A 12,805-nucleotide genomic window follows, 5' to 3' on the forward strand; every position below is an offset into this window, starting at 1 on the left:
ACGGCCCGGAAGCCGTTGACGGCCCGGAAGCCGTTGACGGCCCGGAAGCCGTTGAAATCAAAGGAGTCTCGACACCATGCCCCAGCCGCGTGCCGTTAAAGAGCGGATCGTCCAGGATCTGTCGACGCGATTGAAGGAAACCGATAGCGTGTACCTGACGGACCTCACCGGCCTGGACGTCGGCGAGGTAACCGAACTGCGAAGCCGGTTGCGGGCGGAGTCCGTGGAGTGCCGCGTCATCAAGAACACGCTGACGCGCCTCGCCGTCGCGGACGCGGGTCTGCCCGACCTGGGCGAGACCCTGGACGGACCGACGGCGCTCGTCTTTTCGGCCGACCCGGTGACCCCGGCGAAGATCCTCATCGAGTTCGGCAAGGACCACGAAGAACGCCCCCGCATCAAGGGCGGGTTCCTGACCGGCGAGATCATCGACGCATCGCAGGCCGTGACGCTTTCAGAGCTGCCCGGCAGAGACGAGCTGCTGGCCAGGACGGTGGGCGGCATCGCCGCGCCGATCAGCGGCCTCGTGTTCACGTTGTCCGGCGTGCTGAGCGGCCTGGTCCGCACCCTGTCGGCTCTATCGCAGCAGAAGGCGACGCAGCAGGAGCGTTGAGCAGAAGATCAAGAACAACAACGGCAGTATCCCTTAAATCCAATGGAGGTAAGCATCATGGCCGTGTCCGATATCGTAGATCAGATTGAACAGCTGACGGTGCTGGAATTGAATGATCTCGTGAAGACGCTTGAAGACAAATTCGGTGTTTCAGCCGCGGCGACGGTGGCTGTCGCCGCACCCGGCGCCGCAGACGCGGCCGCGCCGGTGGAGGAGGAGAAAGACAGCTTCGACGTCGTGCTGACCGGTTTCGGCGACAAGAAGATCCAGGTCATCAAGGTCGTGCGCGCGATCACGGGCCTGGGACTGAAAGAGGCCAAGGCACTGGTTGACGGCGTTCCCGGCGCACTGAAGGAGGGCGTCCCGAAAGAAGAGGCCGACGACATTCAGAAGCAGATCGAAGAAGCGGGCGGAACAGTCGAACTCAAATAGGCGGGAAGGTAAGTCAGGACCGGGTCCGCGCGGCATGTGCGGCGATCCCGTCACGCGCACGGGGTCGTTGCCTTGCGTCCGCGGGTACTATTCACCTACCTGCCGAAAGGAAGTGGTCAGCCGATGGATAATACCCAGATCACACGCCACGATTATTCCAAACTGCCCTCCATCATCGAAATGCCGAATCTTCTGGCGGTCCAGATAGATTCCTTCAACGCGTTTCTCCAGGCCGACGTGCCCGTTTCCGAACGCCGGAACCAGGGCCTGCAGGCCGTTTTCCTCGACATATTCCCCATCACGGACATCCACGAGCACTTCTCGCTCGAGTTCATCGAGTACATGCTCGGAGAGCCCAAGTACACCGTTCTCGAGTGCCAGGAACGGGGCATGACCTACGCGATCCCCCTGAAGGCGCGTCTGCGCCTGGTGATCCGCGAGGAAGGGGACGGTAAAAACGTAAAGGGCGACGGCAAAAACGCAAAGGCAAAGGCCGAAAGCAAGAAGGTCAAGGACATCATCGAGCAGACCGTCTTCCTCGGCGAGCTCCCCCTGATCACGGAGAAGGGCACCTTCATCATCAACGGCGCCGAACGGGTCATCGTGTCCCAGTTGCAGCGCTCCTACGGCGTGTTCTTCTCGGAAGAGACCCACCCCAACGGCAAGCAGCTTTATTCGGCCCGCATCATTCCGGAGCACGGCACCTGGCTGGAGTTCAGCCTGGACGTGAACGATGTGCTCTTCGTCCACATCGACCGGAAGCGGAAATTCCCCGTGACGCTGCTGCTGCGGGCTTTGGGCTACGAAAGCAACGAAGATATCTACCAGTTGTTCTATGAGTTCGACGACGTCCGGGCCAACAAGACCGGCGATCTCGTCGGCCGGAGCATCGGCGCAAAGGTGGTCGACAAGAAGACCGACGAGGTGATTGCCGAGAGCGGCGAACCGCTGACGGAAGCGCTGGCGGAACGTCTGGCCGAAGGGAACGGCCACCCGGGCAAGGTCAAGATCGTCCGGATGGACCCGACCCGGGAGCCGGATGTCCTGGCCAATACCTTCAAGAAGGATACGACCGCCACGTCGGAAGAGGCGCTTTCCAAGATGTACAGCCTGCTGCGGCCGGGCGATCCGCCCAACCTGGAAACGGCCCAGGCCCTGATGGACCGCATGTTCTTCAACCAGAAGCGGTACAACCTGGCGGCCGTCGGGCGCCACCGGCTCAACAAGCGCCTGAACCTGGACGTGCCCATCGATACCACCATCCTGACGTCGAACGACTTCATCGCCATCATCGACTACCTGCTGAAACTGCGCCGGGGCGAAGGCGTCACGGACGACATCGACCACCTGGGCAACCGGCGGACGCGGTCCGTGGGCGAACTCCTCGCCCAGCAGTTCAATACCGGACTGACCCGCATGTCCCGGACCATCCGGGACCGGATCAGCCTCCACGACGCCGACTCGATCACGCCCCAGGACCTGGTGAACGCCCGGACGGTCTCTTCGGTGATCGCGGCGTTCTTCGGCAGCAGCCAGCTGTCGCAGTTCATGGAGCAGACCAACCCCCTGGCCGAACTGACGCACAAGCGCAGGCTCAGTTCACTCGGCCCGGGCGGCCTGGACCGGTCGCACGCCAGCTTCGAGGTCCGCGACGTGCACCATACCCACTACGGGCGCATCTGTCCCATCGAGACGCCGGAAGGTCCGAACATCGGCCTGATCGCCTACATGGGCACCTACGGCAGGATCAACCGGTTCGGCTTCATCGAAACGCCTTACCGCCGGGTGGAGAAAGGCCGGATCACCGAGAAGATCGACTACCTGTCGGCCGATCAGGAAGAGGACTACATGATCGCCCAGGCGGCGATTTCGCTGGACGACGAAGGACGCATCGTCGGCCGCATTCCCACGCGCAACAAGGGCGACATCAAGCTGGTAGACCCCGCAGAGGTCGACTACATGGATGTTTCGCCGAAGCAGATCCTCGGCGTGTCCGCGGCCCTGATCCCCTTCCTGGAACACGACGACGCCAACCGGGCCCTCATGGGATCCAACATGCAGCGGCAGGCGGTACCCCTCCTGCGCACCGAGGCGCCCCTCGTGGGCACCGGCATGGAGCGGAAGGTCGCCGTGGATTCCGGCGCGGTGGTAGTCGCCAGGCAGAGCGGGACCGTAACGCAGGTCTCGGCCGACATGATCACGGTGACGCCGGACGAGACCGATGATTCCGATCTCTTCGACACCCCGCCCGACGTGTATCCGCTGACCAAGTTCAAGAAATCCAACCAGGAGACCTGCATCAACCAGAAGCCGATCGTGCAGACCGGCGCCCGCGTGGAAGCGGGGCAGGTGCTCGCGGACGGGCCGGCCACGGACCAGGGTGAACTCGCCCTTGGCCGCAACGTGCTGACCGCCTTCATGTCCTGGGAAGGATACAATTTCGAAGACGCCATCGTCGTCAGCGAAAGACTGGTCAAGCAGGATATCTTCTCTTCCATCCACATCACCGAGTTCGAGCTTCCCGCCCGCGAGACGAAAGTGGGCACCGAGGAGTTCACCTGCGAGATCCCCAACGTGAGCGAGGACGCCGTCCGCAACCTGGATGAATCCGGCATTATCCGGATCGGCGCCGAAGTGGGGCCCGGCGACATCCTCGTGGGCAAGGTGACCCCGAAGGGCGAACGGGAGCTGTCCCCGGAGGAACGCCTGCTGCGTGCCATCTTCGGCGAGAAGGCCGGCGACGTGCGGGACGCCTCCCTGAAGGCGCCCCCGGGCATGCAGGGCATCGTCATCGATACCCGCCTCTACAGCCGCAAGGACAGCGACAGCGTCGCCCGCGAGAAGGAACGGGAGACCCTGCGCGAACTCGAGCGCGACTACCAGCAGCGCATCGACCAGGTCAAGGAGACACGCAACGACAAGCTAAAGGAACTGCTCGGGGGCAAGGTGTGCGTCGAGCTTCGGGACGGCGAGACGGACGAAGTCGTGGTCCCGGCCAAGCGGAAATACACGGACAGCCGGCTGGCGGAACTCGAATTCGACCGGGTCATCCAGAGTGAGCGGTGGGTGGTCAACGCGGCCCTGAACGAACAGGTCCGGAAGGTGATCCAGGCTTCGGCCAAGAACATCCGGGAAATCGAGAACCAGCTGGAACGCGAGCAGGAGAAGATCCGGCGCGGCGACGAACTGGCCCCCGGCGTGATTCAACTGGTCAAGGTGTACGTGGCCAAGAAGAGAAAGCTCTCCGTGGGCGACAAGATGGCCGGCCGGCACGGGAACAAGGGCGTGGTGGCGAAGATCGTCCCGGAAGAGGACATGCCCTACCTGCCGGACGGACGCCATATCGACATCATCCTGAATCCGCTCGGCGTGCCGGGCCGGATGAATCTCGGCCAGATCATGGAGATCCACATCGGATGGGTCGCGCGGGAAGAGGGAAGGTATATCGCGACACCGGTGTTCGACGGGGCGTCCATCGCCGAAATCAAGAATGCGCTGGACGACGCCGGCCTGCCCGAATCCGGCAAGAGTACGCTCTACGACGGCAAGACGGGCCTGCCCTTCGACAAGGAAGTCACGGTCGGCTACATGTACGTCATGAAGCTGAACCACCTGGTCGAAGACAAGATCCATGCACGGTCGATCGGTCCCTACTCCCTGGTTACGCAGCAGCCGCTCGGCGGAAAGGCCCAGTTCGGCGGCCAGCGTTTCGGCGAAATGGAGGTCTGGGCCCTGCAGGCCTACGGCGCTTCGTACACGCTGCAGGAGATGCTGACCGTGAAGTCGGACGACGTCAACGGCCGTTCCCGGCTGTACGAGGCCATCGTCAAGGGCGACAACCCGCCGGAACCGGGGATACCGGAATCCTTCAACGTCCTCGTCAAGGAACTCCAGAGCCTGGCCCTGGACGTCCAGCTCGAAGAGTGAAACGGTTAACACCTCGCCAAGGCGGTCCCGGAGGGACTCCGGCCGCCGACATGCCGACCCGAGGCTTGCAGCGATGATAATGATCAGGAGGTGTCACCAGTGGTCGATCTAATGCACAAGCAGCCCAAGAACCGCAGCACGATCCGGATACAGCTGGCCTCCCCCGAAACGATCCGCAGGTGGTCCTACGGGGAAGTGACGAAACCGGAGACCATCAACTACCGGACGTTCAAGCCGGAACGCGACGGCCTCTTCTGCGAGCGCATCTTCGGTCCCGTGAAGGACTGGGAGTGCAACTGCGGCAAGTACAAGCGGATCCGCTACCGCGGCGTCATCTGCGACCGTTGCGGCGTGGAAGTCACGCAGGCCAAGGTGCGGCGTGAACGGCTCGGACACATCGAGCTGGCCGTACCGGTCTGCCATATCTGGTATTTCAAGTCGCCCCCCAGCCGCATCGGCAACCTGCTGAACCTCTCCATCAGGAACCTGGAACGGGTGATCTACTACGAGTGCTACGTCATGCTGGACCCGGGAGACACCGAGTACCAGACCGGCGAGATCATCGACCAGGACACTTTCATGGACCTCGAGGAAGCGGGCCATGAATTCGAGGCGGACATGGGCGCGGGCGCCCTGCGCCGCCTGCTGTCCGAGATCGACATCGAAGAGCTTTCCGTCGAACTGCGGACCCGGGTACGGATGGAAACGTCGGTCCAACGGAAGAACGACGCGCTGAAGCGGCTGAAGGTGGTTGAGGCGTTCCGGAACTCCAACGGACCGGACTCCGACGGCAACCGGCCCGAATGGATGATCATGGAAGTGCTGCCGGTCATCCCTCCCGACCTGCGGCCGCTGGTGCCCCTGGAAGGCGGAAGGTTCGCCACCTCCGATCTCAACGACCTGTACCGGCGCGTCATCAACCGGAACAACCGGCTCAAGAAACTGCTCGAGATCCGCGCGCCGGACGTCATCCTGCGCAACGAGAAGCGGATGCTGCAGGAAGCGGTGGACGCGCTGCTCGACAACGGCCGCCGTTCGCGGGCCGTGCGGGGAGACGGAAACCGGTCCCTCAAGTCCCTCTCGGATTTGCTCAAGGGCAAGCAGGGGCGTTTCCGCCAGAACCTGCTCGGCAAGCGGGTGGACTACTCGGGCCGTTCCGTGATCGTGGTGGAACCCGAGCTCAAGATCCACCAGTGCGGGCTGCCCAAGAACATCGCCCTGGAGCTTTTCAAGCCCTTCATCATCCAGCGGCTGGAAGACAGGGGCTTCGTGCAGACGGTCAAGAGCGCGAAGAAGATCGTGGAACGCGAGGAGCCCGAGGTCTGGGACATCCTCGAAGAGATCATCAAGGACCACCCTGTCCTGCTGAACCGGGCGCCCACCCTGCACCGGCTGGGTATCCAGGCTTTCATGCCGGTGCTCGTGGAAGGCAAGGCCATCCGCATCCACCCGCTCGTCTGCGAAGCCTTCAACGCCGATTTCGACGGCGACCAGATGCCGGTGCACGTCCCCATGTCCTTCGAGGCCCAGATCGAGGCCCGGGTGCTGATGCTGTCCTCGAACAACATCCTAGATCCGAAGAACGGGCAGCCGATCTGCGCGCCCAGCAAGGACATCGTCCTGGGATGCTACTACCTGACCAAGGAGCTCACGGGCTGCCGGGGCGAAGGCAAGATCTTCTCGAGCGTTTCCGAGGTGATGCTCGCCTTCGACAACGACCTCGTGGATCTCCATGCCATCATCAAGCTGCGCCACGAGGGCAAGATGATGGAAACGACCGTCGGCCGGGTCATCTTCAACCAGATCCTGCCGCCGGAGATCGGCTTCCAGAATGAGGTGTTCGACAGCTCGGCCATCCGGGACATGGTGGCCACCGTATACCGCCAGCTGGGGAACTACCGCACGTGCGTGCTTCTCGATGAAGTCAAGCGGCTGGGTTTCCACTACGCGACCCTTTCGGGCCTGACCTCGGGCATCGACGACGTGGTCATCCCCGACGAGAAGGCGCAGATGATCAGTGACGCGGAAGCCGAGGTGCGATCCATCCAGGATCAGTACGAGGGCCACGCCATCACCGAGGGCGAGCGCTACAACAAGGTGATCGACGTGTGGCAGCACACCCGGACCAAGCTGAACGAGGTCGTCGAGACCACGCTCGAGGAGTCGGACGACGGCTTCAATCCCTTCTACATGATGATGGCCTCCGGCGCGCGGAGCAAGCTGGACCAGGTGGGACAGCTGTGCGGCATGCGCGGCCTCATGGCCAAGCCCCAGCGGAAGGTCGTCGGACAGGTCGGCGAGTACATCGAGACGCCCATCCTGTCCAACCTCAAGGAAGGGCTTACGGTACTCGAGTACTTCACCTCCAGCCACGGCGGGCGCAAGGGACTGGCCGACACCGCCCTCAAGACCGCCGACGCCGGCTACCTGACACGGCGTCTGGTGGACGTGGCGCAGAACGTGATCATCAACGAGGCGGACTGCGGCACGATCCGCGGCATCGAGATCGGCGCCCTGAAGGAAGGCGCGAACGTCATGGAACCGCTGGGCGACCGGGTACTGGGCCGGGTCGTGCTGGACGACATCTACGACCCCATCACGCGGGAACTGCTGACGGCCGCCGGCGAGGAGATCAACGAGGAAGTCGCCGACCTCATCGAACAGCGCGGCGGCGTGCAGTACTCGGACGATCCCGATGCGGAGATGAGCGAGACCGTGCACATCCGGTCCGTGCTGACCTGCGAGACCAAGCGCGGCGTGTGCGCCCGGTGCTACGGCCGGAACCTCGCCACGGGCTCCATGGTGGAAATGGGCGAGGCCGTCGGCGTCATGGCGGCGCAGAGCATCGGCGAGCCGGGTACGCAGCTGACGCTCCGCACCTTCCACATCGGCGGGATCGCGAGCCGCGACGCCACGCAGAACAAGATTACCACGAAACATGCGGGCAAGGCCGTCTTTACCGCGGTCGAAACCGTCACCCAGGAAGACGGCGCCCAGGTCGTCATCGGGCGGGCCGGCGAGATCACGATCCTGGACGCCGACGACAACCGGCGGGACCACTTCTTCATCCCCTACGGCGCGGTCATGCTCACGGAGGACGGCGACGTCGTCGAGGAGAACCAGGCCCTGTTCGAATGGAACCCCTACAACATCCCGATCATCGCCGTCCAGGCCGGCGAAGTGCAGCTCGAAGACGTGGTGGCGGGAGAGACGCTGCGTGAACAGCTGGACGACACCACGGGCATGCGGCAGAAGGTGATCACGGAGAACCGGGGTTCCAGGGCGCTCCATCCGCGTATCTACATCGCGGACGCCAAGGGCAAGAAGAAGGATGAATACAATCTGCCCACCGGCGCCCACCTGCTCGTCACCGAGTTCACGGACCAGAGCAATACCGAACGCACCCACGTGCAGCCCGGTACGGTCCTCGCGCGCATACCGCGCTCCATCGGCAGGACCCGGGACATTACCGGCGGCCTGCCGCGCGTCGCCGAGCTCTTCGAGGCGCGCCGGCCGCGCGACCCCGCCACGGTGGCGAAGGTGGACGGCGTAGTGAAGGTCGCCGGTATCGTCCGGCGCTCCCACCGCCTCCTCGTCCGCGCCGACGACGGGTCGGAACAGGAATACCTGATCCCCCAGGGCCGCCATCTCAGCGTGCGCGACGGCGACCGGGTGCAGGCGGGCGAGCCCCTGTCCGAAGGGTCCATCGATCCCCACGACATTCTCGAGATCCAGGGGGTGAACGCCGTACAGGAGTACCTGGTGAACCAGATCCAGGAAGTCTACCGCATGCAGGGCGTGAGCATCAACGACAAGCACGTGGAAGTCATCGTGCGCCAGATGCTCCAGAAGGTCAAGGTGGACGACCCGGGCGACACGGAGTTTCTGAAGGGCGAGGCCGTGGACCGCACCCGTTTCCAGTGGGAGAACGACCGCGTGCTGCGCGAAGGCGGCGACCCGGCGACGAACCAGCCGCTCTTGCTGGGCATCGCCAAGGCCGCGCTGAGTACCGAGAGCTTCGTCTCCGCGGCGGCCTTCCAGGAAACGACGCGCGTACTGACCGAAGCGGCCATCCAGGGCAAGCGGGATGCGCTCCTCGGACTGAAGGAGAATGTGATCATGGGTCACCTGATACCCGCTGGTACGGGGCTGGACCGGTACAGCCAGATGCGGCTCGTGGACGAAGAGGGCAACGAGATCGAGCCACCGGCCATCGAACCGGAGCCGTTCTTCGACGCGGAGTCGGTGAATGGCGACGCGGAAGCGGTGAGCGCAGAGGCGAAAGCGGCGAGCGCAGAGGCGAAAGCGGCGAGCGCAGAGGCGAAAGCGGCGAGCGCAGACGGGGAATCGGCGAGCGCAGACGGGGAGGCCAAGACCTCCGAAACCGTGCAGAACGTGGCCGAGGCCGAGACGCCGCCCGTGGAAACCGTCTGACCCATGTGGACGCAGTCCATGACCGGGCGCCGCCGGGTTGACGGCGGCGCTCGTTTTTTTGGCAAAAAGCGCTTGACACCGTAAACGGAACTGATTAAATTTTTCCACCTATGGCTTTTGGGGGAAATGCGTTTTGACCAGACCCCTGAAACCCATGTTTCACAGGCTTGTCCGGGTCGGTACAACAGGGAAGGTTGGGCGGAAATGCCAACGATAAACCAGCTCATACGCCACGGCCGGAAGAAGTCGCAGCGTAAGACGAAATCACCCGCGTTGCGCGGCAGTCCCCAGAAACGGGGCAACTGCCTGCAGGTGAAGACGCAGACGCCCAAGAAGCCGAATTCGGCGTTGCGGAAAATAGCCCGCGTCCGCCTGATGAACGGCATCGAGGCCACCTGTTACATCCCGGGCGAGAGCCATAACCTGCAAGAGCACAATATCGTTCTGGTCCGGGGCGGCCGGGTGAAGGACCTGCCCGGCGTGCGGTACCACATCATCCGCGGCGCGCTGGACGCCAGCGGAGTGCCCGACCGGCGCAACGGGCGTTCGAAATACGGAACCAAGAAGCCCAAGTAGGCGGGAAGCAAATCCTGGAAGTACACCCTGGCCGTACGTTAGGGAGCATGAGATGGCAAGACGGAAAGAAGTCGTAAGACGGGAACCGGAGCCGGACTGGAAGTACAACAGCGTACTGGTGTCCAAGTTCATCAACGGATTGATGCGCAAGGGGAAGAAGAGCATCGCGGAACGCGTATTCTACCAGGCCCTCGATCTGATCGAGGAACGCACGAGCCAGGAACCGCTGCCCGTTTTCGAGAAGGCGATCAAGATCGTCGGTCCCGTCGTGCATGTCAAATCCCGCCGGGTGGGCGGTTCGACCTACCAGGTTCCCGTGGAAGTGCGGGATGACCAGCAGCGGGCCATGGCGATTCGCTGGATCATCGATGCCGCGCGGGCCCGTTCAGAGAAGAACATGTTCGAGTGCCTGGCGGGAGAGTTTACCGCCGCCGCCAGGGGGGAGGGCGCCGCCGTCCGCCGCAAGGAAGAGACGTACCGGATGGCGGAAGCGAACCGGGCCTTCGCCCATTACAGGTGGTAGCGGCGTATCGATATCACGTCGAAACAGTAAAAACGGATCATCCCTCGCGATGATCCGTACTTTATGAGGTAGATGACGCAGTGACTGAGACAACGATCAAGCCGAAAGAAAAAATGTCCGAAGCATACCAAAAGCACGCTTCCGAATCGAACCTGGAAAAGACCAGGAACATCGGGATCATGGCCCATATCGACGCGGGCAAGACGACCACCACCGAACGCATCCTCTATTATACGGGACGCGTGCGGAGAATGGGCGAGGTACACGACGGCGCAGCGACCATGGACTGGATGGAGCAGGAACGCGAACGGGGCATCACGATAACGTCCGCGGCCACGACATCCTTCTGGCGCGACCACCGGATCAATATCATCGATACGCCCGGTCACGTCGACTTTACGGTCGAGGTGGAACGATCGCTGCGCGTGCTTGACGGCTCCGTGGCGATTTTTTGTGCCGTGGGCGGCGTCGAGCCGCAGTCCGAGACCGTGTGGCGGCAGGCCGACAAGTACGGCGTGCCCCGCCTGGCCTACGTGAACAAGATCGACCGCGTCGGGGCGGACTTCCACCAGGTCGTCTCCATGATACACGAACGGCTCGGGGCCAACGCCATCCCGATCCAGCTGCCCATCGGCGCCGGCGACCTGTTTACCGGGTCCATCGACCTGGTCTCCATGAAAGCCCGCAGCTACCACGAAGACAACATGGGCGCCACGTACGACGAGCACGACATCCCGAAGGACCTGGTCGAATATGCCGCGGAGCACCGGAACAAGCTGATCGAGAGCCTCGCCGAAGTGGACGAGGAACTGATGGAAACCTACCTGTCCGGCGAGGTACCGACGGCTTCCGAATTGCAGGGCGCCATTCGCCGGGCCACGCTGTCGGTCAGCCTGATCCCCGTCCTGGTAGGCTCTTCCTTCCGCAACAAGGGCGTCCAGGCGCTGCTCGACGCGATCGTCGACTACCTGCCGTCGCCCCAGGACGTGCCGCCCGTCACGGGCAAGAATACCTTGACCGGCGAACAGGAAACGCGGGAGAGCGTGCCCGACGCGCCGCTGTCCGGCGTGGCCTTCAAGATCATGACCGACCCCCATGTGGGCAAGCTGGCCTTCTACCGGATCTATTCCGGCACGCTGCCCGCCGGATGTTACGTGTTGAATACAAGGACCAACCGGCGCGAGCGAATCAGCCGGATCCTGCAGATGCACGCCAACAAACGGGAACAGCTCAAGGCCGCCGAAGCGGGCGATATCGTCGCGCTCGTGGGGGTAAAGGACGTGGCGACGGGCGATACGCTTTGCGACCCCGAGTGGCCCATCGCCCTCGAAGCAATGGAGTTTCCCAAGCCCGTGATGTCCGTCGCGGTCGAACCCAGGACCCGGGCGGACGAAGAAAAGCTCAGCCAGTCCCTCCAGAAGCTCTCCGAAGAAGATCCCACTTTCCGCGTACATACCGATGAAGAAACCAGTCAACTGATCATCTCCGGCATGGGTGAACTGCACCTCGAGATCCTGGTGGACCGCATGCTGCGAGAGTTCCGCGTGGAAGCGAACGTGGGGCGTCCCCAGGTCGCCTACCGGGAGACCATCGGCACGGCCGTGAAGAGCGAAGGCCGATTCGTGCGGCAGTCGGGCGGACGCGGGCAGTTCGGGCACGTGTGGCTCGATATGGAGCCGGTGAAGGACGGGGACGGCGTGGAATTCGTGAACGGCATCGTCGGCGGGGTCATCCCGAGGGAGTTCATCTCTTCCGTCGAGGCCGGCGTCCGGGAAGCCGCCCATAACGGCGTGCTCGCCGGATACACGGTGCAGGGCGTCAAGGTCACCCTGTACGACGGCTCCTACCACGAAGTCGATTCGTCCGAGGTAGCCTTCAAGGTGGCGGCCTCCATGGCCTTCCAGGACGGCATGCGCAAGGCCGAACCCGCGTTGCTGGAACCGGTCATGGACGTGGAAGTGGCGGTCCCCAGCGAATACGTGGGCACCGTGGTCGGCGACCTGAACGCGCGCCGGGGGCGCATCGGCGGGATCATTCCCCGGACGGACGCGCAGGTCGTGGCGGCCACCGTTCCCCTGAGCGAGATGTTCGGCTACACGACGGCACTGCGTTCCGCCACGCAGGGACGGGCCGTGTCCACCATGCAGTTCTCGCATTACTCGGAAGTGCCGGAGAGCATCAAGCAGGAGATTCTGGAAAAGATTCGCGGCGGCGCATAACGGTTTAATATCTGGAGGATTTGCAGCATGTCGAAGGAAAGATTCGAGCGTACCAAAACCCACGTGAACATCGGCACGATC

Annotated in this window: 7 protein-coding genes; all 7 read left to right on the forward strand. The window is 63.2% G+C overall.

Annotation, left to right across the window (positions count from 1 at the left end):
• The first annotated feature begins 76 nt into the window (after positions 1-76).
• The 7 genes from F4Y38_06205 (at position 77) to fusA (ending at position 12,724) form a co-directional block, all read left to right on the forward strand.
• Positions 77-613 (forward strand): 50S ribosomal protein L10, encoded by a 537-nt coding sequence (locus tag F4Y38_06205; protein ID MXY48880.1) that lies wholly within the window; start codon positions 77-79, stop codon positions 611-613.
• Positions 614-667: 54 nt separating this feature from the next.
• Positions 668-1,045 carry a 50S ribosomal protein L7/L12 gene (locus tag F4Y38_06210; GenBank protein MXY48881.1) on the forward strand — a complete coding sequence of 126 codons (378 nt, stop codon included), beginning with the start codon at positions 668-670 and terminating at the stop codon, positions 1,043-1,045.
• A gap of 123 nt (positions 1,046-1,168) precedes the next feature.
• On the forward strand, positions 1,169-4,972 hold the full coding sequence (gene rpoB, locus F4Y38_06215) for a DNA-directed RNA polymerase subunit beta (protein ID MXY48882.1): 3,804 nt from the start codon (positions 1,169-1,171) through the stop codon (positions 4,970-4,972).
• 111 nt (positions 4,973-5,083) lie between these two features.
• Entirely contained in the window at positions 5,084-9,406 is a 4,323-nt protein-coding gene (gene rpoC, locus F4Y38_06220; protein MXY48883.1) for a DNA-directed RNA polymerase subunit beta', read from the forward strand.
• A 204-nt stretch (positions 9,407-9,610) separates the two neighbouring features.
• Positions 9,611-9,982, forward strand: coding sequence for a 30S ribosomal protein S12 (locus tag F4Y38_06225; GenBank protein ID MXY48884.1), 372 nt, complete (start codon positions 9,611-9,613; stop codon positions 9,980-9,982).
• A gap of 52 nt (positions 9,983-10,034) precedes the next feature.
• A complete protein-coding gene (gene rpsG, locus F4Y38_06230) occupies positions 10,035-10,505 on the forward strand; it encodes a 30S ribosomal protein S7 (GenBank protein ID MXY48885.1) in 471 nt (156 codons plus the stop codon).
• Positions 10,506-10,618: 113 nt separating this feature from the next.
• Positions 10,619-12,724: an elongation factor G gene (fusA, locus tag F4Y38_06235; protein ID MXY48886.1), complete on the forward strand. Its 2,106-nt coding sequence runs from the start codon at positions 10,619-10,621 to the stop codon at positions 12,722-12,724.
• Positions 12,725-12,805 lie beyond the last annotated feature (81 nt).

Source organism: Gemmatimonadota bacterium, assembly GCA_009838645.1.
In the GTDB taxonomy this organism is placed as follows: Bacteria; JAAXHH01; JAAXHH01; order JAAXHH01; family JAAXHH01; genus JAAXHH01.

Excerpts from the sequence above, each read along its gene's own strand:
- rpsG (MXY48885.1), top strand. The coding sequence starts at position 10,035 with ATGGCAAGACGGAAAGAAGTCGTAAGACGGGAACCGGAGCCGGACTGG.
- F4Y38_06225 (MXY48884.1), top strand. The coding sequence starts at position 9,611 with ATGCCAACGATAAACCAGCTCATACGCCACGGCCGGAAGAAGTCGCAG.
- rpoC (MXY48883.1), top strand. The coding sequence starts at position 5,084 with ATGCACAAGCAGCCCAAGAACCGCAGCACGATCCGGATACAGCTGGCC.
- rpoB (MXY48882.1), top strand. The coding sequence starts at position 1,169 with ATGGATAATACCCAGATCACACGCCACGATTATTCCAAACTGCCCTCC.
- fusA (MXY48886.1), top strand. The coding sequence starts at position 10,619 with ATGTCCGAAGCATACCAAAAGCACGCTTCCGAATCGAACCTGGAAAAG.
- F4Y38_06205 (MXY48880.1), top strand. The coding sequence starts at position 77 with ATGCCCCAGCCGCGTGCCGTTAAAGAGCGGATCGTCCAGGATCTGTCG.